This window comes from Photobacterium sanguinicancri, from assembly GCF_002265265.1.
Lineage (GTDB): Bacteria > Pseudomonadota > Gammaproteobacteria > Enterobacterales > Vibrionaceae > Photobacterium > Photobacterium sanguinicancri.
In genome coordinates this window covers 1-24,579 of sequence record NZ_NOIF01000065.1, presented here as the reverse complement: position 1 = coordinate 24,579, position 24,579 = coordinate 1, and the positions used below count along the sequence as shown (strand labels likewise).

Annotated in this window: 15 protein-coding genes and 1 other annotated feature; of the genes, 7 read left to right on the top strand and 8 right to left on the bottom strand. The window is 45.1% G+C overall.

The features are described 5' to 3' along the window. Window positions 1–193 precede the first annotated feature (193 nt). The gene (gene grcA / locus ASV53_RS11640) at window positions 194–571 is read left to right on the top strand and encodes an autonomous glycyl radical cofactor GrcA (RefSeq protein ID WP_062691252.1); all 378 of its coding nucleotides are present in this window, start codon (window positions 194–196) and stop codon (window positions 569–571) included. A gap of 298 nt (window positions 572–869) precedes the next feature. Then, window positions 870–2,048 (top strand): dicarboxylate/amino acid:cation symporter, encoded by a 1,179-nt coding sequence (locus ASV53_RS11635; RefSeq protein WP_094957215.1) that lies wholly within the window; start codon window positions 870–872, stop codon window positions 2,046–2,048. Window positions 2,049–2,146: 98 nt separating this feature from the next. Here ASV53_RS11635 and thrC read toward each other — a convergent pair whose 3' ends face one another. From thrC to thrA, 3 genes are read right to left on the bottom strand one after another with little or no spacing between them, the layout of a single operon-like run. Continuing rightward, a complete protein-coding gene (gene thrC / locus ASV53_RS11630; RefSeq protein ID WP_094957214.1) occupies window positions 2,147–3,433 on the bottom strand; it encodes a threonine synthase in 1,287 nt (428 codons plus the stop codon). A 2-nt stretch (window positions 3,434–3,435) separates the two neighbouring features. Continuing rightward, window positions 3,436–4,392, bottom strand: a complete 957-nt coding sequence (gene thrB / locus ASV53_RS11625) for a homoserine kinase (protein ID WP_094957213.1) — start codon at window positions 4,390–4,392, stop codon at window positions 3,436–3,438. A gap of 1 nt (window position 4,393) precedes the next feature. Beyond that, window positions 4,394–6,853, bottom strand: coding sequence for a bifunctional aspartate kinase/homoserine dehydrogenase I (gene thrA / locus ASV53_RS11620; protein WP_094957212.1), 2,460 nt, complete (start codon window positions 6,851–6,853; stop codon window positions 4,394–4,396). 83 nt (window positions 6,854–6,936) lie between these two features. Continuing rightward, window positions 6,937–7,052: a sequence feature (Thr leader region), on the bottom strand. A 299-nt stretch (window positions 7,053–7,351) separates the two neighbouring features. Between thrA and aceK the strand changes: the two genes are divergently transcribed. Together aceK and ASV53_RS11605 are read left to right on the top strand one after the other, a co-directional pair. Beyond that, on the top strand, window positions 7,352–9,067 hold the full coding sequence (gene aceK, locus ASV53_RS11610; RefSeq protein WP_094957211.1) for a bifunctional isocitrate dehydrogenase kinase/phosphatase: 1,716 nt from the start codon (window positions 7,352–7,354) through the stop codon (window positions 9,065–9,067). A gap of 305 nt (window positions 9,068–9,372) precedes the next feature. After that, complete coding sequence (locus ASV53_RS11605) at window positions 9,373–9,834, top strand: hypothetical protein (RefSeq protein ID WP_094957210.1); 462 nt, start codon at window positions 9,373–9,375, stop codon at window positions 9,832–9,834. Window positions 9,835–9,995: 161 nt separating this feature from the next. On the opposite strand, the gene ASV53_RS11600 is transcribed toward ASV53_RS11605, so the two are convergent. Beyond that, on the bottom strand, window positions 9,996–10,487 hold the full coding sequence (locus ASV53_RS11600; RefSeq protein ID WP_094957209.1) for a putative 4-hydroxy-4-methyl-2-oxoglutarate aldolase: 492 nt from the start codon (window positions 10,485–10,487) through the stop codon (window positions 9,996–9,998). Window positions 10,488–11,156: 669 nt separating this feature from the next. On the opposite strand from ASV53_RS11600, the gene arcA reads away from it, so the two are divergent. After that, window positions 11,157–11,876: a two-component system response regulator ArcA gene (gene arcA, locus ASV53_RS11595; RefSeq protein ID WP_048900329.1), complete on the top strand. Its 720-nt coding sequence runs from the start codon at window positions 11,157–11,159 to the stop codon at window positions 11,874–11,876. A gap of 85 nt (window positions 11,877–11,961) precedes the next feature. Here arcA and ASV53_RS11590 read toward each other — a convergent pair whose 3' ends face one another. From ASV53_RS11590 to mnmL, 4 genes are all read right to left on the bottom strand, one after another. After that, window positions 11,962–12,450, bottom strand: a complete 489-nt coding sequence (locus tag ASV53_RS11590; protein ID WP_141226241.1) for a hypothetical protein — start codon at window positions 12,448–12,450, stop codon at window positions 11,962–11,964. Further along, a complete protein-coding gene (gene arcB / locus ASV53_RS11585; protein ID WP_094957208.1) occupies window positions 12,447–14,807 on the bottom strand; it encodes an aerobic respiration two-component sensor histidine kinase ArcB in 2,361 nt (786 codons plus the stop codon). The genes ASV53_RS11590 and arcB overlap by 4 nt, the downstream gene beginning before the upstream one ends. Window positions 14,808–14,969: 162 nt before the next feature. Beyond that, complete coding sequence (locus ASV53_RS11580; protein WP_094957207.1) at window positions 14,970–16,799, bottom strand: GGDEF domain-containing protein; 1,830 nt, start codon at window positions 16,797–16,799, stop codon at window positions 14,970–14,972. A 160-nt stretch (window positions 16,800–16,959) separates the two neighbouring features. After that, window positions 16,960–17,895 (bottom strand): tRNA modification radical SAM protein MnmL/YtqA, encoded by a 936-nt coding sequence (gene mnmL, locus ASV53_RS11575; protein WP_094957206.1) that lies wholly within the window; start codon window positions 17,893–17,895, stop codon window positions 16,960–16,962. Between the two features lie 622 nt (window positions 17,896–18,517). Between mnmL and gltB the strand changes: the two genes are divergently transcribed. Together gltB and ASV53_RS11565 are read left to right on the top strand one after the other, a co-directional pair. Further along, window positions 18,518–23,065: a glutamate synthase large subunit gene (gene gltB / locus ASV53_RS11570; protein WP_094957205.1), complete on the top strand. Its 4,548-nt coding sequence runs from the start codon at window positions 18,518–18,520 to the stop codon at window positions 23,063–23,065. Then, window positions 23,058–24,530: a glutamate synthase subunit beta gene (locus tag ASV53_RS11565; RefSeq protein ID WP_094957204.1), complete on the top strand. Its 1,473-nt coding sequence runs from the start codon at window positions 23,058–23,060 to the stop codon at window positions 24,528–24,530. The genes gltB and ASV53_RS11565 overlap by 8 nt, the downstream gene beginning before the upstream one ends. The last annotated feature ends 49 nt before the right edge of the window (window positions 24,531–24,579 follow it).

The following is a 24,579-nucleotide window of genomic DNA, read 5'->3' as shown; positions in this document are numbered from 1 at the left end:
TATAAAAATAGCGTAACAAACCAATAATAGTGCGTTTACCTTGATATAGCTCAATAAAATAGCCCTAAGATTTTTGAGGTTTTTCGTGGTAATTTGATCTAAATCAATATCATTTTATGCCATTAGGCATATATAATACGACCAGCTCGACATTAAATCGAAAAACTAACTACAATCCTTCAAGGAGTAAGTCATGATCACAGGTATTCAAATCACTAAAGCAGTAAACGACGATCTACTAAACTCTATCTGGCTACTAGATAGCGAAACTAACGAAGCACGCTGTGTTGCTGCTTCTGCTGGTTTTGAGGCAGATCAAGTTATTCCTGCAGCAGATCTAGGTGAATACGAAAGCCGCGAAGTTGCTATCGAGGCTCCGGCTAAAATCGAAGGCGGCCAACACTTAAACGTAAACGTTCTTAAGCGTGAAACGCTAGAAGACGCTGCTAAGCACCCTGAAAAGTACCCACAGCTAACTATCCGTGTATCGGGTTACGCTGTACGTTTCAACTCACTAACAGTTGAACAACAACGCGATGTTATCGCTCGTACTTTCACTAACACTCTGTAATCACAGCCTGTTAGCAAAAATTCGTAAAAGCGGCATCCTCCTGGATGCCGTTTTTTTTATGTTTAAAAAGCAGCTCACACTTCTCCTGTCGCCTTCACCACTCGTTACTCTTGCGCCTTTAACTCTCATCACAAAATGCAATCAATTTAATATATATATCTCAATTCGAGACAGTTAATAGCGAATTCAGCCATAAAAAGAGTAGGTTATTGGCATTGTCTAATTAACGAACAGTTAATTAGCCACATAATATATATTCTGCGATTTAGCCACGATATGCATCTCAGGAGTCAGCGTTATGAAGTTAATCCTCAAACTGATTGCCGGCATTTTAGTCGGTATCTTACTCGGGTTTTACGCACCAGATGGCGTCATCCGCCTACTACTTACCATCAAGCAACTTGGAGGACAATTAATCGGGTTTACTATCCCGTTAATCATTCTGTTTTACATTACCAGCGGCATTGCCAGCTTACCGAAGAACTCTGGTTCACTCTTAAGTAAAACGGTCGCCCTTTCTTACGGCTCTACCATCATTGCTGGTAGCCTCGCCTTTATTGTTGCCAGTATTGTTATCGCAGGTTTACCTGAACCAACAGCCGCAGCCGCTAATGCATCAGACACCCTCACTAGTTTTATGACCATTGAGATCCCGCCTTTATTTGGGGTGATGACCGCACTAGCCACTGCTTTCCTATTTGGTATGGGGATCAGCATTACGAACAGTAATGGCCTTCGAAAATTGGCAGATGAAGGACGTGGCGTCATTGATTTGTTACTGGCGAAAGTCATTATTCCTTTCTTGCCCTTCTACATTGCAGGTGTCTTTGCCGAAATGGCGGCAGAAGGCACGGTATTTACTACCTTAAAAACCTTTGGGGTCGTGTTAGCGTTGGCCATTATGATGCACTGGGTATGGATCACTATCCAGTACACAGTTACAGGTCTGGCTTTAGGCAAATCGCCATTTACTTTAATCAAAAACATGCTGCCCGCTTACTTTACAGCAGTGGGGACTATGTCTTCCGCGGCAACCATTCCGGTTACTTTACGCCAAACCAAAGTGAATGGTGTTGATGAATCGATAGCTAACTTTACCGTGCCACTTTGTGCCACCATCCACCTTTCGGGCTCAACCATTACCTTAGTGACTTGCTCAACCGCGGTGATGGCGCTCAGCCAGCACATCGCGATCCCTTCATTGTGGGAAATGCTTCCTTTCATCATGATGCTAGGCATTACTATGATTGCGGCCCCTGGCGCACCGGGTGGTGCGGTAATGGCTGCGCTCGGTTTAATGTCGACAATGCTGGGTTTTGGGGAAGCAGAACTAGCCTTAATGATTGCGCTCTACATGGCACAAGACAGCTTTGGTACTGCCTGTAATATCACAGGGGACGGTGCTATTTCGCTATGGGTTAACCGTTTTGCCAAGCCAAAAGCAGAGCAAGCACCTGCGGCACAAGAAGAAGCTTAATTACCTCTTATTTTATTAATCGCTTCTCGCTTGCATAAAAAAACGGTAGTCATCGACTACCGTTTTTCTGTTCATTAAGACGACTATCTCAATAACGTTTAGCTCTGTACGCTATACAACACGGCTTTGAGCTGTTCAAAGTCTTTATCACGCTCAAGTGAGAGCAGCTCCATCGCACCGTGTTTCGCCAATGTCGCGGGTAAATCAATTTTCTGCTCAAGAATCTCTTCAACAACTTCAATAAACTTTGCAGGATGGGCAGTGCATAAAAATAGCCCCGTTTCCCCGTCATGTAGCTGCTCATTCAATACACGATAAGCAATCGCACCGTGCGGTTCACATAAGTAACCTTCACTGTGCATTTCACGTAATGTTTCAGCGGCTTGCTCATCAGTAACTGAACCGTAACCGAGTTCGTTAAGCCCCCAACCTTTTACTTGGCATAGCGCTTCAATACGTGGCCAGTTGTTTGGCTCACTCACATCCATTGCATTTGAAATAGTGGGGACAGTTACATTCGGTGACCACTTCCCAGTTTCAAGGTAGCGCGGCACAGTGTCGTTGGCATTGGTTGCCACAATAAAGCGCTTCACTGGTAAGCCTAACGATTTAGCCAATAACCCCGCCGTTAAGTTACCAAAATTGCCGCTAGGCACAGACACCACTAACTCACCGCGTGCAGCTTTAGGAAGTTGCGCCACTGCTTCAAAGTAATAACAAACTTGCGCCATTAGGCGACTGATATTAATAGAGTTAGCTGAATTTAACCCAATATCTTGGCGCAATTGGTCATCATCAAAAGCCGCTTTTACCAACGCTTGGCAATCGTCAAAAGTGCCATTTACCGCAACGGTTGTGATATTGCCACCTAAGGTACAAAACAACTTTTCTTGTAGTGGGCTGATTTTTCCTTTCGGATACAGAATGACGACCTTGATGTTATCCATACCATAAAAAGCATGAGCCACAGCCGCACCAGTGTCACCAGAGGTCGCCGTTAAGATCGTAATGTGACCATTATGGTCGGTAACAGCAGCTAAAGATTGTGCCATGAAGCGGCCACCAAAATCTTTAAACGCCAACGTAGGGCCATGAAAAAGCTCTAACGCGTAAACACCCTCTTTGACTTTGGCGACGGGTGCCTCAAATTGAAAAGCATTTTCAACCATTTGAGCAACAGTATCGCTTGCTAATTCTTCACCGATAAAAGCCGATAAAATTTTGCTGCTTCGGCTAACAAAATCCAGCTCTAGCAACGTATCAATGTCGCCAAGTTCAGGTAACTCTGATGGAAAAAATAAGCCTTGGTTACGCCCCAGGCCCTGACGTACCGCTTGAGAAAACGATACCTGTTCTTGATGTTCTTTTAAGTTATACAGCTTCATGGTTATAGCTCACTTCCTGTTACTTTTGAGCCCTGACTGTCGAGGCGACAGACGTGGACAAATCCTTCGTCATTTTGTATATAGTTTTCTTGCAACCAACGGGCAATACGCTCTGCCACTTCAAGGTTGTCACATGCAGTGAACATCGTCGGGCCAGAACCTGAGATCCCGCTTGCTAGCGCACCAGCTTGCAATGCGTATTCCCGTGCTTTACCAAAGCCTGGTAATAATTGCTCACGGTAAGGCTCTGCGACCACGTCTTTAATCATTTTGGCTGCTAATGCTGGTTGCTTTGAATAGCAAGCATGAATAAAGCCCGCTAAGTGGCGGCCATGGGCAATCACATCTTGGCGACGGTATTGCGAAGGTAAAATTGCGCGCGCTTCTGCTGTTGGAACTTTGATTCCTGGGTACGCCATCACCCAATACCAATCATCAAAACACGGAACGGATTGGCTAATAATACCCAGTTCTTCCACCATAAATTGCAGACCACCGAGGTAACAAGGTGCCACATTATCATAATGAAGACTACCAGATATCTTGGCTTCCATTTCCCCCATTAACGCCAACAATTCAGTCTCCGTTAATGGTAAGTCATGGAACTGATTAAGGGCATCCAGCGCCGCAACAACAGAGCAAGCACTAGATCCAAGCCCAGAACCAATCGGCATGTTTTTCTCTAGCGTCATTTTAATGGGCTTAACCGATAACCCTTTTTTATCAAGTTCGCGTGCAAACACTTGCCAGCAATCAAACACAATATTGTCTTCTGGTTTTGGCGGCAACTTAGCAACAAAATTCCCCACGCACGCGAGTTCAAATGCTTGGGCGCTAGTTTCAACTTTAACGCGATCCCCAAGTAATGAACCATCTAGCGGCGAAACCGCCGCGCCCAGTACGTCAAAACCGACACTGACATTGCCAATCGATGCTGGCGCATATACCACTACACTCATCTTATACCCCTAATTTCCAGCCTAACGTACGCATCAAGTCTGCAAACACGCCCGCCGCAGTCACTTCAGTTCCCGCACCGTATCCACGTAAAACTAACGGGATAGGTTGGTAATAGCGGCTATAGAATGCCAGTGCATTTTCACCATCTTTAATTTTAAACATTGGGTCATCACCATCAACCGCCGCCAGCTTCACACTACACTGCCCCTGATCAATTTCACCAATATAACGCAATACTTTTCCATCTTTCGCTGCGGTGTCTGATAATTGTTTAAAATAAGCATCAGCCTCAGGCAGACGCGCCATAAAATCATCGACAGAACCATCAGCATCAAAACCCGGCGGCAATGACTGTTCAACAACCACGTCATCAAGTTCGAGTGACAACCCAGATTCACGAGCAAGAATCAGTAACTTACGTGCCACGTCCATCCCCGAAAGATCGTCTCGCGGATCAGGCTCAGTAAAGCCATTATTGCGGGCAACAGTTGTCGCCTCGCTAAAGCTCATCCCTTCATCTAGCTTACCGAAGATATAAGACATTGAGCCCGATAAAATCCCCGAGAAGCGCGACAATTCATCACCGGCAGCCAATAAGTTCTGCAAGTTTTCAATCACAGGTAAACCAGCACCCACCGTCGTGTCATACATGAATTTACGACGTGTGCCGCGTGCCGCTTGGCGAAGCTGATGGTAGTAAGCCATACTTGCCGTATTGGATTTTTTGTTTGGTGTGATCACATGGAAACCCGCACTTAGGAAGTCCACATATTGATCGGCAATCGCTTGTTCAGACGTACAATCGATAATAACAGGGTTAATAATGTGATTACGCTGTACCAGCTGGATCAAACTAGATAACTCAAAATGCTGCTGCGCTTCACCCATTTGGTCACGCCAGTTTTCTAACGGTAAGCCATTACTGTCTAGCAATAAACCACGACTATTGGCTAAACCACAAACACGGATCACAATACCTTTGTCTGCCAATTTGCTTTGTTGCCGTTGAATTTGATCCACCAACTCACCACCGACACCACCAACACCAACCACAAAAACATCGAGGAAGTGCTGGCTGTTAAAGAGATTCTCATGACACGCTTTTACCGATTCTGATACTTTGTCGGCAGGGATAACCGCAGAAATGGCCCGCTCAGATGATCCCTGTGCAATCGCAACAATATTGACGTTAACCTCTGCTAGTGAGGTAAAGAAGCGCGAAGCGATACCACGAGAAGTGCGCATACCGTCACCCACCAAAGTAACAATAGCCACATCATCTAAAAATTCTACAGGCTCTAGTAGCCCTTCTTTCAGCTCCAGCTCGAAGTTATCTTGCAGTGCTTGTTTGGCCGCAACTTTATCTTCACTCTCAATACAGAAGCTGATGCTGTATTCAGATGATGACTGGGTGATCAATACAATCGACACTCCCGCAATCGACATCGCACCAAACACGCGGCTCGCCATGCCAACCATGCCTTTCATGCCTGGGCCTGACACGTTCACCATAGTGAGATCTTTAAGGGTAGTGATCCCTTTGATATCAAGATTATCCTCACCTGTATCTTGACCAATTAAGGAGCCAGCACCTTGAGGATTAAAACTGTTTTTGATTAAGCAAGGAATGTGGAATTGCGCAATAGGTGCGATGGTTTTAGGGTGTAATACTGAAGCGCCAAAGTAGGACAGCTCCATGGCTTCTTGGTAGCTAAGCGATTTGATTTGACGGGCATCTGGCACAATGCGCGGATCACAACTATAAACGCCATCAACATCGGTCCAAATTTCACAACACTCAGCACGTAAACACGCGGCCAGTACCGCGGCTGAATAGTCAGAACCATTACGCCCTAGTGTGACTAGCTCACCTTTTTCATTACCCGCCGTAAAACCGGGCATGATATTAACGTGCCCTGCAGGCAAAGGATTACGTTTAAAATTCTGAGTAGAAACCTCAATATCAACATGTGCTTCAAGGTACTCACCATGTGCTAATAGGTATTCAACGGGGTCAATTAAATTACCTTTCAAGCCCTTAGCTTCGAGCATGGCTTTCATTGCCACAATCGACAAGCGCTCACCTTTGCTGATCATTTTGGCGTATACGTTATTCGGACATAGCCCTAATAACTTAATACCATGAACGTATTGCTTTAACTGTCCGAGCGAACTGGCTAACTTGGCATCTAACAGCGCTTTATCAAAGTTAGGCTCCACGGCTTTTAAATCCGTGAACAGGGTTTGAAAGACATTTTCTAAATCGGCAAGCTGCAGCTCTGCTTCACCTTTCGCAACCGTGCTATCGATCACGGATACTAATTTATTGGTTACTTTTCCCGGCGCAGATAGCACAACAGAGACTTCACTCTGACGAGCGTTGTTCGCAATGATATCTGCAGCCCTTGAAAATCGATCGGCATCCGCCAACGATGAACCACCAAACTTTAATACGCGCATTCCCTACTCCCAAATCCCTTAATTTCTCAAACTAACTGCATAAAATGCAGTGTAATGGTCAACCTAAATTGTGATGTAAAAGTTAAAAAAAAGCCCGCACCTGATTGGGGTGCGGGCTTCTCTGATAATTCTTGTACGTATCAGCGAGCCCCAACACCCATGGTGCTGGTAATAATAATCGTGGTAATTGTGCTGAATACGTTTTTCATCATGACTAAAAGTCGCTCTCAATATGCTGGATTACTTAACGTTTACCGAACATTTGGTGACGAGTCAACCAATTTCTATTTCTTCTAATACGGAAAACCGCCAGAAACACACGTTTATAAGGACAAGCTGCTATTGTTCATTATTGGTAATACGTATAAAAAACCACCTGCTTTGATTGCAGTTAAACGCCAGTCGTTGCATAGTGTTCATATATCTTCAGCGTTCTCTCTTTTGAGTACGAACATGCACTGTTGACGCATAGCCATTCATCATTCTGGAGGGACCCGAATGACCACAGCCATGGAACAACTTGTCGCTCACACCATATTGCAGGGCTTTGATGCCATGTACGGTCGTTTTTTAGATGTCACCGCTGGCGCACAAGCACGCTTTGAAAAGCAGGATTGGCCAGCCGTTCACCTCGCGCTAAAAAAACGCATTAGTTTCTATGCTAACCATGTTGGGCTCGTCACCAGTCAAATCCAGATCATGCTAGGTGAACGCTATGCTAACCGTGATTTTTTAATGGGTGTAAAAGCCGCTTACGAAGATCTTTTACTGGACTATCCACGCTATGAAATTGCCGAGAGTTTTTTTAATTCGGTCTACTGTCGGATCTTTGAACATCGCAACATTAACCGTGACAAGTTGTTTGTACATAGCTCGCAAGAAGGGCGGCTACCAACATACCCGACACCATTAACACGCACTTATTTCGCCACCAATGGCACTCAATCGCTGTTTATGCGCCTGTTCAACGACACCCCATTTACCGCAGATTGGGAAGATAAAACCAGAGATATCGACCTAATTTGCCAACGCCTAGCCCAAACATTTGGCCGCGCATTCGATAACAACACCACCCTAGAGTTAATTCGTGAACCCTTCTATCGCAACAAAGCGGCGTATTTAATCGGCCGTATAACGCTAGCAAACCAGCAGCAGTGCCCATTTATTTTACCGATATTAACCAATACAAATGGCGAGTTGTATGTCGATGCATGTATCTACGATGCAGATGACGCCAGCATCATCTTTGGCTTTGCGCGCTCTTACTTCATGGTTTATGCCCCTGCACCAGCAGCTTTAGTGGAGTTTCTCAGTGATCTGATGCCAAACAAAACCCGAGCCGAGCTGTACACCGCGATTGGCTGTCAGAAGCACGGCAAAACAGAGTTGTACCGCGAATTCCTATCTCACCTCGAACATTCAGATGATCAATTTGTTACCGCTGAGGGCATTAAAGGTATGGTGATGTCAGTGTTTACACTGCCGTCTTATGGCTTTGTATTTAAGATCATCAAAGACAAATTTGCCCCACAAAAAGACATCAGCCACGACACAGTCAAAGAAAAGTACAAACTCGTAAAAGAGCATGATCGGGTTGGTCGTATGGCCGATACGCAAGAATACCGTAACTTTAGCTTTGACCGTGCTCGGTTCAGCGATGCGTTATTAGATGAACTGCTTGAAGTCGCCCCTTCGATTATCGATGTTACCGACGATACTATTATCATCAAGCATCTCTACATGGAGCGCCGTATGGTGCCATTTAATATCTATGTGGACCAAGCTAACGATGATGACCTTCGCCATGCCGTTGATGAGTATGGTAAAGCCATCAAACAACTGGCCGCCGCCAATATATTTCCTGGTGACATGCTATTTAAGAACTTTGGGGTCACCCGTCACCGCCGTGTTGTTTTCTATGATTACGATGAAATCAGCTACATGACGGAGATGAACTTTCGTGAAATTCCACCACCGCGCTATCCCGAAGATGAAATGGCCGCCGAACCTTGGTACAGCGTGGGGATCTACGATGTATTCCCTGAAGAGTTTCGTACTTTCTTGCTGATCAATCCGAAGATCCGCGCGCTGTTTAATGAGCTTCATAGTGATTTATTTGAAGCCAGTTACTGGCGCCAACTGCAGCAGAACATCACAAACCAACAATACGAGGATGTCTATCCTTATGCCAAAGCACTGCGTTTTCGTCAGTAATGACTAATCAGCCAGCGGCTTCTTGTATCGCCTTGTCAGTAAGGCATTACGACTTTATCTTACATCTGTAAACACAAGGTTTGTCATAAATAGACTCAATCGAAGCAAGATCACATTCAGTTTTAAAGCCATGTTACATGCTTTAAATACAGTAGAAAAAATCGGCAAGATATCTCATTAACTTTGAGACGACATGTCAAAAATAAGAAATCTGTCCTAGTATTATTAGCAATGTCGCATCCCTCATATTTCATGGCAAATTTGCGACAGACCAATAAATAACGATAAACAGGGAAGGTGAAGCAATGAGAAACTTGCTGATCACAATTACCCTGCTGGTAGTGGCATTACCAACAACAGCAGCAGATAAGGGCCTACTAAGCCTTATAAGTGACGAGACAACAACGGGCTGGTTTATGTCATCGCAATCAAAAAATGCCGATCAATTCGATCTGTGGCAAATTGATAGCGGTTACGCCTATTCAATCAGTAATGATGTTGAGCTGTATTTGAGTACGCGACTCACCTCGGGCAATGAAACACAAGCTGCAAGCCGCGGTATGCTCTCGGGCGTAAAATACAATCTCACCCCTAAAATGAGCTTACGCAGTGCGGTGACAACAGAGAAAAGAATCAATCAAGATGCAACCGTGGGATTAGAAGTGTCGAGCCAGTTTAGTGTCACTGAGCAAGTGAATTTTCACGCAACTGTCGACTACGAAGATTTAGAGCAAATTTACCAGCTAGGCATCGGGTTTCGTTTTTAACACGTACTAACCCAGTCTATTGCTCGTAACTAATCACAAGTAATAAATCACAAGCAATGATCAAAAGGGCAAAGCACGTTTATGTGCGTTGCCCTTTTGTTATTGATGGCGACCATAACTCGATATCGTTACTCGCAACCACTGTGACTCGAATACATTCGCTACAACACCGACAAATCGAGTGCGTTACGGCTTAACAGCACACCATTAAGATCTGCATATAAATAATCACCAGGGTAAACCATGGTATGCCCCACCATTAGGGTGACGTTCAAATCACCAGTTTGACGTTTGACGGTTTTAATAGGGCAAGTACTTAACGCTTTCACGCCAAGATCTAATTCTGATAACGTCGCGACATCACGAGCAGCACCATTAATAACAACCCCCTGCCAACCATTCTTTACCGCGAGCATGGCAAGTTGATCGCCCAGTAATGCCCGATTGCATGACCCGTGACCATCAATAAACAGGACTTTATCTTTGCCATCTTGGCTAACGATATCGCGCACTAAGCTGTTATCTTCAAAGCAACGCAGCGTGACCACTTCCCCGAAAAAAATCGACTTTCCACCATAATCAACAAATGAAAGTGGCAACCACCGGACATCCTGCTCATAGCGGTCGCATAAATCAGGTAATAAGTCTTTCATCTCATCCTCCTCTGATTCAGATAAAAACAGCGCTAAAAATCATTATCTTGTTAATCAGTGTAGGTAACGTGACAAAATTGACCTAATGAATTGCGAGCTTGTTAATGTTGTTCAGAATATGCAATGTCAAATTGCGATTAAACAGCATGATAATGTTGAAGAACCATGTGAATTAACTCAAATGCTGTTAGAATTGCAAAGCTTGCGTAAACAGAGTGTTATTCAACCTAGGTGGTAATGCACCTTGAATACCACTTCCGTGATAAATATTTACAGATAGCTAGATTCAAGCCAGTAACGCAACAAGGTATTTGTAGAGATTGTTAAACATTGTCGATAGTCGTAATGATTCATCACTCTGTTTGATATAAATCAAGAAATACCAAGAAAGCGGTAAGGAAACAATACACCATTATTGTTAGCGTGCTGTTAAGTGCTTAGAATCATCGCCATCCAAGGGAATTGTAAGCCAATGTCCGAATTTCGGACGATTTTGTCGTTGTTTTATGAAAGTAACGGTATAAATTTAGGATGGCGTACCACACAGGTAGTTATATCCGCAATAAACTGCGTTTTTTTGTAGAAGACTTTGCCTGTATGTGAATTTTTTTTATAGAATTTAACTATTCTGTGTTTGACCAGATTCAGTTTTTTAATTAGGTACTGCCAATGCAAACCCCTCATATTCTAATTGTAGAAGACGAGCACGTAACACGTAACACCCTTAAAAGCATCTTTGAAGCTGAGGGTTATACTGTCTTTGAAGCAAATGACGGCGCAGAAATGCACCAGATGCTTTCTGAGCACCATGTACACCTAGTTATCATGGACATTAACCTTCCGGGTAAAAATGGCCTGTTGCTTGCGCGTGAATTACGCGAGCAAGGTGATATGGCGCTGATGTTCCTAACTGGCCGTGACAACGAAGTTGATAAGATCCTTGGTCTTGAAATCGGTGCTGATGATTACATCACTAAACCATTCAACCCTCGCGAACTGACTATCCGTGCACGTAACCTACTGACTCGCGCAATGAATCAAGGTTTACCAACTGAAGACAAAAAACTTGTAGAGCGTTACGAGTTCAATGGTTGGTCACTTGAAATCAATAGCCGTTCACTAGTAAGTCCAAGTGGCGATCAATTCAAGCTTCCACGCTCTGAGTTCCGTGCGCTACTTCACTTCTGTGAAAACCCAGGCAAAATTCAAACTCGCGCAGACCTTCTTAAGAAGATGACTGGTCGCGAGCTTAAGCCACATGACCGTACTGTTGACGTAACGATTCGTCGTATCCGTAAGCACTTTGAGTCTGTTGCTGACACCCCTGAAATCATCGCGACAATTCACGGTGAAGGTTACCGTTTTTGTGGTGACTTAGGCGAAGAATAAGCCCTGCGTTTATTCCATAAAAAAAGGCACTGAGAAGTGCCTTTTTTGTTTCTACCCCGCCATAAATCACATCAAAACAGCGTAGTTAGAAAACCTGATCAATTTTGACTTGGCGCTGTGTCAGAGTCATTTCTTTACCTTGATAGTTTAAGGTTAATGCCACATTAACCACCGTACCTGCTGGCCAATTTGGACCTTTACGCAGCATCACTTCAAACTCATTATTGTCCATCGCATTGACTTCAAGCTGACTATTCGCCAGCCATTGCTGATCATCAGTTGCCAATAACACTTGCTTCACAGTGACATCGGTTGGCAATGCTTTATTAGTCGCACTCACTACTTTAACCGATGCAAGCAAAGTACCTTGCTGGTTGTCCCCTTCACCCACGACAGGCATGCTATTAAGCCACAAATAACTATCAAGCTTGGCTGGGGTTTCTGCTAGCATAACTTGACCTGGTGATTGCCAGATATCGCCTTGGGACGCTGATTGCGCCCCATTTGAACTACTGCATGCCATTAGCACCATACTGCTCGCTAGCACGCCTGCCATTTTCAATCCCTTCATCATCTATCCTCTTGTTGTGCAAGCCAGTTGCGTAGCACTTGCAGATCAGGTTTATAGCCGTTTTTAATTTCATCAACCCAGTCGTTAATGTTTTCCCACCACGCTGGTAGCTCAGGTGATTGTGCTTTTTGGGCAACTTGCTGAATATGTTTCAAACCAATAGAGCCAGCGGCACCTTTGATTTTGTGCGCTTCAAACTTAATACCATCTTTATCTTTGGCTATCATGTTTGAATCGAGGATCGCGATATAATCAGGCATCATCTTTTCAAACATTGCGATACTTTCATGGACGGGTTTAGTGCCAACAATATCTACGTAAGACTCGAGCATTTCCAGGTCCAGTAATTGATTCATGATTTCATCGCTCTGCGGAACCGTCGGCTCAATCTCGTCAGCTTCATCATCATAATCAATTGGACAGGTCAGTACTAAGTTTTGAATCACATCGGTAATGGCTTTCACGCTCAATGGTTTACTTAATGCTTCATCCATTCCTTTCGCTAAATACTCGCTCTTATCACTGATCACATTCGCCGTCAGTGCCACTAATGCGGGTAAGTAGTCGTACTGCTCTCGCAGCTGCTGAGCAATATCAAAACCTGTCATATCGGGCAATTGAATATCCAGTAACACCAGGTCAAACGCTTCAGGATCGAAGATCGCTAACGCTTCATCCCCGCGCATTGCAACTGTCACCTCATGGCCTAAACTTTCAAGCAGTGCTTTGGCAACAGTGATGTTCAGTTCAATATCTTCCACCATTAAGATGCTAAGACTGGCTTGCGGGATCTCTGGCATGGTTTCTTCTTCCGCAGCCATTTCCACTACGGGTACGCGGATGGTCACAGTAAATGTACTGCCTTCACCCACGTCAGACATCACCGTAATATCACCGCCCATCATCTGCACTAACTGGCGAGAAACCGCTAATCCAATCCCAGTACCGACCGCATGTAAGTTGTCGTTTTCATCTTTCACTTGGTAGTACATAGCAAAGATTTTATCGAGTTCATCGTGCGGCATACCAATACCACTGTCTTCCACCTCGAAAATAATTTCGGCTTGATCATTATCCACCAGCTCACTGCTCACAGATAAAACAACCCCACCGTCTTTGGTAAACTTGGTCGCATTGCTGATCAAATTCCACAACACTTGGCGTAGTCGTGTACTGTCTACTTCGATGCATTTCGGTAAATCAGACAAACGCTCTAAATCAAACCGCAGGTTTTTCTGCTCAGCCATCAAGTTAGAGATATTTTCCATCTCATCCACAAATTCATGTAAATCGAGCGGTTTAGGCAGTAACTCTAGTCGACGACGGTCAGATTTATCCATATCGATTATGTCGTTAAATATATTACCCAGCGTTATCGCACTAACGTGAACGGTTCGCATGTAGCCACGTTGCTCTGCATTTAAGTCACTATCAAGTAACATGCGGCTAAGGCCAACAATGCCGTTCAGCGGGGTACGAAGCTCATGACTAATCGTGGAAATAAAGGCAGTTTTATCACGACTCGCTTTCTCTTGCGCATCTTGATACTGCTTGCGCTCAGTAATATCGCGACCAAAACCCATCAAGCCTAAGCGACGCCCATCTCGGCTGTAGAATGGGACTTTTCGGAGTTCGAATACCGCCTTGTGTCCATCAGGGTATTCCAGCCATTGCTCGTAAGTGAGCGACACATTTTGATTAAATACTTGCTGATCGGTTTCCGCTATTTTGCTAGCAACCTCTTCGCTGTAGACATCCCAAGGGGTTAAACCCACCAGCTCTTTTTCTGTTTTACCCGTCAGTTCTTGCATCGCACGGTTACAGCCAGAAAATCGCCCTTTTTCATTGCGGTAATAAATTAAATCAGGGGATGCATCGAGGAAAGATTTCAGTAGTGCACTTTGCTCGGCGAGTTCTAGCTGGGCATTTTCACGTTGGTAGACCTCATTTTCGAGATCTTGCATCGCGATCTGACGCCCTTCCTCTGCTTTTTCACGCTCTTCAATTTCAGAATTTAACTGGCTGATATTCTCTTGCAACTGATTATTAAGCTGCATATCACGAGAGCGCATTTCTTCTAATTTAGTGACTAGCTTAGATAAACGTTGGCGAGAGTCTTCAAGCTGATCAACCACGACAGAAAGAAAATAGACTGCCCATGGCGTAATTAGCAGGCCAAAGAACACCGACCTGACAATATCAATGTCGTTTACTTCCCCTTGGAGCACCAAGGTAACGCCAACCTGCACGACCACCGCTAGCGCTACAAGCGCCAGGGCCAATAGTAAGCTAAATCGGACAAGCCCAAGCTTGACCAGTAAATCGACATAGAACTGGGCCAGCACTTTGATTTGTTTCATGATTTAATCCATTATTCACAGCATAACTCTCATCATAAGTGTCTGTGGCTATTTCCCCAAGGAGAAGTGCCTCAGTTCGCGTGATCCAGAGCAAAAAAAACCTGCTTGCGCAGGTTTCTTGTTATGAATAAATCAATTCATTACTGTCGCAAATCACCATCGCTAAAAATCATTATTATCTGACATCACCATGGTGCAGTTTCGTCCTGATGCCTTCGCTTTATACAGCGCAATATCAGCCATTCTTACGAGCTCACCGTAATCTTGATTAGGCACTGGCGTGACAGTGGCAACGCCCAAGCTGACAGTCAGTACATCTGTTACTTCAGAGTAAGTATGTTCAATCGCTGCTTGAGCAATTTTTCGGTGTATATTTCGAGCTACCATTTGGCCACCGTTTAAATCAGTACAGGGCAATAAGAAAGCAAACTCTTCACCGCCGTAACGTGCCACTTCATCCGTTTCACGTTTAATGACTTTACTTAACGTTCTCGCCACGTCCAATAACGCTCGATCCCCTTGTTGATGACCGTAGTTATCGTTGTACGCTTTAAAATTATCGATATCACACAAGATCAATGTCAGCGGTTTTTGCTCTCGAATATGGCTATGCCACATTTTACGCAAGTGCTCATCAAAACTACGGCGATTAGGTACCTTGGTTAAACAATCAATGAAGCTCAGTTCTTGCAGCTCCATAATGGCATCGGCTAACTGTTGTTGAGCATGCTTACGCTCAGTCACATCACGTCCCATCACCAAGACACCAGCAGTCCCTTCAATCGGATCTCGATAAGGCGATGTGGCGACTTCATACCAAATTGGGTCACCATCTGGCAAAATAACGTAATCTTCTGTTTTAACAGTGATACCTTCCCTAATAACTTGCTCATTGACGACCCTGAACTCACGCCATTTATCAGGATCCATCACTTCAGAAGCATTTTTGCCCAGTAACGACTCTTGAGTTTGGCCAAGCGCACGGGCAAAGGGCTCGTTACAACCAACGTAAACCCAATGTTCGTTATATAAGCCAATGGGGTCTTGGCTCGCATTTAAAATCGTATCCAATAAGTTATTACGGTGCGCGAGTGCCTGCTCGGTGATTTCCCGCTTTTCAATTTCTTGCTTCAAGCTTTCTTGCATTTCATGCCAATCTGTTACGTCATGGCTGATGCTTAACGACCCGAGAATTTCGCCAAAATCCCCGACCAAAGCCGTTTTATTGGTTTCCAGTAAGCGACTGGCACCATCTGGTGATGTCGTCCATGTATGAGCTGAATTATTTTTCGATGAGACTTCAATGCTATCGATCAACCCTTCACTTTCACGACCACGCCAAAAACGATCAAACGCTTTGTTGGTTCCCATCACCTTGCCCGATTTATCCTGAAAATAGACCAATTCAGATAGCGAATTCAACACCCCTTGTAAAACACGGGGATCTCGCTGACTAGTCGTATCAGGCTGGGTGGCTTCATTGGCTGGAGAGATAAAAAGGAGCCATGCCGGTTGCCATTTATATCTGACATATTGGCCAGAAACGAGAACAGAAAGGGAATGCTTGCCAGAAAACTGTAATTCTTCTTTCCAACTTTTGAAGCTCAATAATGATGTATGTGGCCGTAACACATCACATATCATCTGGGCTTCGACTTCTGGAGGATAATAGTAACTACTGCCCACTTTACGGATCCCCAGTAGCTCCCGACTCGCTTTATTTCCATACATCAGTTTGCCGTCTTTACTGCTCACGATCAAAGTGGCAATAGGCAAATGAGTCAACATTGAATACAGTTTTCTAAAAGTAACCGCTTCAGCATTATGGAAGACGAGTGCCAAGATTGAGCCAGCGAAGACAACCATCGCAAGAATCAAAGCAAATAGAAATAGAGGTTGATCGAGCAGCGAAGTCGCCGCGTGTGCAATGGGAGAGAATCCGGCGAGTAACAAAAAACAGGCTATGTGAACGGAAGTTTTAGGTGGCGTCATAGGTCTGAACAAATTACCTTAGAGGATGTACGCTTATATTAAGCGTGCTGATAAGGCAGACACGCTATTTACTTGCAACGTAATAGAATGCTTACGTTACCACAATCCTCTACGGTTTTTGAGTATTTACAACAAACTCACCTAGTCAAAATGATTCAATTTATTTCACAATCGGTTCGTAAACAAAAGGAGTATCAAGGGCTGCGCCTTGACCGCCATGCTTATCGAGGTTACGGCCGATATCTGTCATCGCCAACCATCGATTTTCACACCATTCAGGCGCTAATAACGTCGGACGGCGAGCACTAGCTGATACGCGATGATAAATCACTTCAGGTGGTGTTAAACGGATCATTTCCGAAGCAATATCAGTGTAATCGTCTAAGCTAATCGCTGTCAGGCGATCAGCCTTCCACGCTTGTCCCATTTTACTGCCTTCCACAATATGGAGTGGATGTAGCTTAATGCCATCAACCCCTGTCGCGACCACTTTATTAATGGTATCGAGGTTATCCGCCTTGGTGTCTCCCGGTAATCCCACTATCAAGTGAGCGCATACCTTAATGCCTAATGCACGAGCACGTTGAGTAATCGCTTGGTAACACGCAAAATCATGACCTCGATTAATGCGTTTAAGGGTTTTATCATTGGCGGTTTGCAAACCCAACTCAAGCCAAATTTCATAGCCTTGCTGATGATATTCAGCCAGTAAATCCAACACGGCATCAGGGACACAGTCAGGACGAGTGCCAACGCACAATCCCACAATATCGGTCGCTTGCAAGGCTTCTTCATACATTTTCTTTAATGTTTGTACTTCAGCGTAGGTACTGGTGTATGCCTGAAAATACGCAAGGTAGCGTTTGGCACGGTGAATTTCACCCGCACGTTGATCCAGCTGTTGTTCAATCGGAATATATTGTGCTTGCTCATCAGCAAACGAGGCTACATTACAAAAAGTACAACCGCCACGGCCTATAGTGCCATCACGGTTAGGGCAACTAAAGCCACCATGTAACGTTAATTTATGTACTCTTTCACCATAGCGGCGCTGCAAATCTTGTCCAAATGTATTTACGAGTTCATGGAGCTGCATTGGGTCACCTGATTATTCAGCTATGGAAAAATAAGCCGCGCAGCGTAGCACCAAACCCCACGCCCTAAATTGTGTTAAGACAAGAAAAACACGTAAATCCCCCAGACTAAATCAGCGTCTCCTCCCGTGTAAATAAAATACGACAAAAGAAGCTGCTAAACCTAACCATTAACCACAATATAAACATGGATATGTCATATTCAAGACTGAGCTATATGCAGAATGAGAACGATTAGCGAATAATTACGCAGTGGTCCAACACTTACATGCAGCCACAATGAACATAGTCGATTAATCACGCTATTTTTTGTTGGTAATTAAAGTATCAAAACTGTAGGATAGTTACACTTATGTGCGAATAATGAGCAACATTTGTGACATAAAACCCACTAAAAGCAGTGAATTATGTCACTAGTTCATTAAATCACAGCATATCTAATTACCAGAATAGATGTGCTGCAAAATTAAGTTTGCTAAATGATTTACACGTCATCCCACAGCAAGCGCACCGTTTTGTTCGCTGGACAGGTAGTCCATACCAAGTGCTCAAAATGTGACGATATAACGATTAGGGATAACACAGACCTGGGAAAGGTTTGTTGAACACTGGAAGGATGTATCTATGACAGATCAAGAGCTTAATGCTCAGGGGCTTTATGTACCTGAATTAGAGCACGATGCCTGTGGTATCGGCTTTGTTGCCCATTTAAAGAACCGTAAATCCCACGAGATTGTAACCCAGGCCCTTGATATGCTTGCCCGCATGGAACACCGCGGCGGCCAAGGTTGCGATCCATCAAGTGGTGATGGTGCCGGTATTCTTCTACAAAAACCGCACGAGTTCTTACTCGAAGAAACCGTTAAGCTCGGTATCAAGTTGCCCTCTTTTGAGCAATATGGTGTCGGTGTGGTGCTCTTTCCAAAAGACGAGCACAAACGTCAACAGTGTCGCGACATCCTAGAGCGCAATGCTAAACGTCTAGATCTCGACGTGATTGGTTATCGCGTATTACCCGTCGACAACTCGATGATCGGTGAAGACCCACTCAGCACAGAGCCTCAGTTTGAGCATGTCTTTGTTACCGGTGGTGCTAACCTCGATCCTGCAGTACTAGAGCGTAAACTTTATGTATTACGTAATTACACTGTACGCGTTTGCCTAGAAAGCGTATCGAACATTGGCGATGACTTTTACATTAACTCGCTGTCTTATAAGACTTTAGTGTATAAAGGCCAGCTCACAACAGAGCAAGTACCACAGTATTTCCTTGACCTACAAAACCCAACCATGGTGACAGCACTGGCTTTAGTGCACTCACGCTTCTCAACCAATACTTTTCCTCGCTGGCGTCTCGCACAGCCTTTCCGTTACATTGCACATAACGGTGAAATAAACACCGTGCGCGGTAACTTAAATTGGATGAAAGCACGTGAAGCGATTATTGAGTCTGATTTATTCAGCCAGCAAGAAATCGACATGCTGCTCCCTATCTGTCAGGAAGGCAGCTCTGACTCATCAAACTTCGATATGGCGCTAGAGCTACTGGTTCTTTCTGGCCGTAGCCTACCGCATGCTTTGATGATGCTGATCCCTGAAGCATGGCAAGAAAACGAAAGCATGGATCCTAAGCGCCGTGCGTTTTATCAATACCACGCCAATGTAATGGAACCGTGGGATGGGCCCGCATCTGTTTGTTTCACCGATGGTGTACAAGTTGGCGCAACCCTTGACCGAAATGGCCTACGACCATCACGCTACACAGTCACCAAAGACGATTTCTTAGTGATGGCGTCTGAGTCCGGCGTTGTCAAAATTGAACCAGAGAATGTGCAATTCCGTGGTCGCTTACAGCCCGGCCGTATCTTCGTGGCCGATCTGGAGCAAGGCCGCATCATTTCAGATGAAGAAGTGAAAGACAGCATTGCCTCTTCAAAGCCTTACGAGCAATGGGTAAAAGACAACCTACTAACGCTTAAATCGCTGCCTGAAGCGGATAACATGCACCACCAGCCAACGCCTGAACGCCTGTTGCATCATCAACAAGCTTTTGGCATGAGCTCTGAAGAAGTGAACGAAATTATCGTTCCTCTGGCAAAGACAGGCTACGAACCCCTCAGTGCGATGGGCGCGGATTGGCCATTGGCGATACTGTCACACCAGTCACAACACCTCTCTAATTACTTCAAGCAACTGTTTGCCCAAGTGACCAACCCACCGATCGACCCGATCCGTGAACGTATGGTCATGTCGCTAAATACCTATTTAGGTAAAGATCAGAACTTACTGACTGAGACACCAGAACACTGCCAAAAAGTAGAATTAGAATCACCGATACTCTCTAATGCTGAATTAGAAAAATTACGGGCAATCGATAAAGAACACTTACAAGCTAAAACCTTAGATATTGTTTTCCGTGCCAATGGCGATCAAGGGAAGCTTGAACGTGCGCTAAAGCGTATTTGCCAATACTCAGAAGATGCCGTCCAAGATGGCTACTCCATCATTATCCTGACTGACCGTGCCGTTAATTCCAACCATGCCGCTATTCCTGCGATGCTGGCAGTCGGTGCTGTTCACCACCACTTAATCCGTAAAGGGTTACGTGCTAAGTGTGACATCATCGTTGAAACAGGTGATGCACGTGAAACCCACCACTTCGCCACGCTAGTGGGCTACGGTGCAAACGCTGTTAACCCTTATTTAGTTACCGAAACTCTGGTCGACCTTCAGAAAAAACGTAAGCTCGATCCAGAACTGCCAACAGAAACGCTATTCAATAACTACCGTAAAGGGGTGAATGGCGGCCTACTCAAAATCTTCTCGAAGATGGGTATTTCTACGTTACAGTCGTACCACGGAGCACAAATTTTTGAAGCCTTAGGTATCAGTAAATCTGTAGTTGATAAATATTTCACTGGTACAGTCTCACGTATTCAGGGCCTAACCATTGATGACATTGCACAAGAAGTACTGATCCGCCACCGTGTGGGTTACCCACTTCGTGAAATTCCGATCCAGATGCTGGATGTGGGTGGGGTTTATCAATGGAAACAGCGTGGTGAGAAACACCTGTTTAATCCAGAAACGATTTCATTACTGCAACAATCAACACGCGGTAAAGACTACGATCAATTTAAAGAATACTGTCACGCCGTCGATTCACAAGGCGATAACGCCGCAACACTTCGTAGTCAGCTAGAATTCATTAAAAGCCCAGCAGGTGCTATCCCACTTGCCGACGTAGAGCCGATTGAAAGTATTCTTAAACGCTTTGCGACAGGCGCCATGAGCTTTGGCTCTATCTCTTACGAAGCACACTCAACACTGGCTGTTGCGATGAACCGCATCGGGGCTAAATCTAACTCAGGCGAAGGTGGTGAAGACCCCGATCGCTTTGAGAAAAAAGACAACGGTGATTGGGAACGCTCAGCAATCAAGCAAGTTGCTTCAGGCCGTTTCGGTGTTACCTCTTACTACCTAACGAACTCTGATGAAATTCAGATCAAGATGGCACAAGGGGCAAAACCGGGCGAAGGTGGTCAGCTACCGGGTGATAAAGTCGATGATTGGATCGGTGCCACCCGTCACTCCACCCCTGGGGTCGGCCTTATTTCACCACCACCACACCACGACATTTACTCTATCGAAGATTTGGCTCAGCTGATCTACGATTTGAAAAATGCCAACCGCGCGGGTCGTGTGAACGTCAAACTCGTTTCTGAAGCTGGTGTGGGTACAATTGCCTCTGGTGTTGCCAAAGCAAAAGCCGATGTTGTCTTAATTGCAGGTTTCGATGGTGGTACAGGTGCCTCTCCAATGTCATCGATTCGCCACACGGGTTTACCATGGGAATTAGGCCTTGCTGAAACACACCAAACTCTGCTGAAAAACGGTTTACGTAACCGCATTGTTGTTCAGTCAGATGGCCAGATGAAAACACCACGAGATCTTGCTGTAGCAACCTTATTGGGGGCAGAAGAATGGGGCGTGGCAACCGCAGCCTTAGTAGTTGAAGGTTGTATCATGATGCGTAAGTGTCATAAAAACACCTGTCCTGTTGGTATCGCCACCCAAAACAAAACCTTGCGTGAACGTTTTGATGGTCGTGTCGACGACGTTGTAACCTTCTTCCAATACATGGCTGAAGGCCTACGTGAAGTCATGGCGGAACTCGGTTTCCGTACTATCGATGAAATGGTTGGGCAGTCGCACAAGTTAAAAATCCGTGATGATATCGGCCACTGGAAGTACAAGAACCTCGACCTAAGCCCAGTACTATTCGTCGAGCCTGCTCGTGAAGAAGACGGCATCTACAACCAACGTCAACAAGAGCATAATCTTGAAAACGTGTTAGACCGTAAACTCATTGCCGCGGCAGCACCAGCACTTTACGACGGCAAACCTGTTAACGCCGCCTTTGACATCATCAATACCGATCGCAGTACCGGTACTATGCTGTCGAATGAAATTTCAAAAATCTACAAAGACCAAGGCCTACCGCAGCCAATGAACGTCAAGTTCACGGGATCTGCTGGACAAAGTCTTGGCGCATTCCTTGCGAAAGGGGTGAAATTTGAAGTAGAAGGCGACGCTAACGATTATTGGGGTAAAGGTTTATCTGGCGGTACATTAGTGCTCTATCCTGATGCGCATTCTGACATTACACCAGAAGATAACATCATCGTCGGTAACGTCTGTTTCTACGGTGCAACCTCAGGTGAGTCCTACATTCGCGGCCTTGCAGGCGAACGCTTCTGCGTGCGTAACTCGGGCGCAGAGGTAGTCGTTGAAGGCATCGGTGACCACGGTTGTGAATACATGACAGGTGGCGTCGCGGTAATTCTGGGACAAACGGGCCGTAACTTCGCCGCAGGGATGAGTGGTGGTGTCGCGTATGTCTGGGATCAGTTTGGTGATTTCGAAACCAAGCTTAACTCAGAATTGGTTGACCTAGACCCAATAGAGCAAGAAGACAAAGAACGTCTACTGCACATGCTCAGTAAGCACGTGGAATACACAGGCAGTAATGTGGCACAAACCTTCTTATCTAACTTTGAAGCAAACCTTCAGAAGATGGTAAAAGTCATGCCAAGGGATTACAAAGCCGTATTACTACAGCGAAAAGCGGAAGCTGCAAACAAGGAAGAGTTGGAGGCCGTAAATGGGTAAGCCTACTGGATTTTTAGAACATGGTCGTGAGTTACCACAAAAGTTAGATCCAATCGTTCGAATTCAAGACAACAAAGAGTTTGTCTTAAACGAAGAATTTGGCGACAAAATCAATACACAAGCGTCACGCTGCATGGATTGTGGCGTTCCGTTTTGTCATAACTCGTGTCCAATTGGAAACATCATCCCAGAGTTTAACGATGCTGTTTTCCGTGATAGTTGGGAAGAAGCGTGGAACATTCTGAGCTCTACCAACAACTTCCCTGAATTTACAGGCCGTGTGTGCCCTGCTCCTTGTGAAAGTGGCTGTGTACTGGGTATTAACCAAGACCCAATCACCATCTGTAATATTGAAAAGACCATTGTTGAGACGGCATACCGCGAAGGCTATGCTAAACCCAAAATACCGCGTGAACGTACTGGTAAAACAATCGCCATCATAGGTTCAGGCCCCGCAGGATTAGCCGCAGCCGAACAACTCAATAGTGCTGGTCACTGTGTGACGGTATTTGAGCGTGATGAAAAAGTCGGTGGTTTACTTCGCTTTGGTATTCCTGACTTTAAGCTCGGTATGGATATCATCGATCGTAAGATCGACCTGATGGCTGATGCTGGCGTGAAGTTTAAGGTTAACGCACACATTGGTGTTGAGATTAATGCCCAACAATTGCGTCAGGACTTTGATGTCGTGCTGCTAACGGGTGGCTCAACGGTACCGCGCAACCTGCCTATTCCTGGTCGTGAACTCAACGGTGTCCATTTTGCAATGGAATTCCTCGCCCAGAATAACCGCCGTGCCAATGAGATGGATTTAAAAACAAAAGAAATCCATGCCAAAGGTAAACATGTGGTGGTTATCGGTGGTGGTGATACAGGATCGGATTGTGTGGGTACATCTAACCGTCATGGTGCGGCAAGTATCACGCAGGTGGAGATCATGCCGATTCCACCCGAAAAGCGCCCTGTCAATCAACCTTGGCCTTCCTACCCAATGATCATGAAGACATCGACATCGCACGAAGAAGGTTGTGAACGTCATTGGAATATTCTCACCAAAGAATTCATTAGTGATAAAGAAGGCAACGTAAAAGCCCTGCGTATCGCAGATATTCAATGGCTAGAAGCAAAAGCGGGTGAACGCCCTGATTTTGAAGAAGTAGCAGGGTCAGAACGCATTATTCCATGTGATTTAGCTTTCCTTGCGATGGGATTCTTACACCCAGAACCAACGGGTGTACTTGCTCAGTTAGACATTAAGCTTGATGATCGCGGTAACGTGGCGACAGAAGGCTTTGCGACTAATCAAAAAGGCGTCTTTGCTGCGGGTGATATGCGCACAGGTCAGTCTTTGGTTGTTCGCTGTATTAATGAAGGCCGAGAATCTGCCCGTGAAATCGATGATTTCTTAATGGGCGGTTCTAACCTTGAAGCGAAAGCGGATTCATTAATGCTTTCTAACGCATAATATTCCCCTTAAAATACTACACCATAAAGCCAGCTCAACAGAGCTGGCT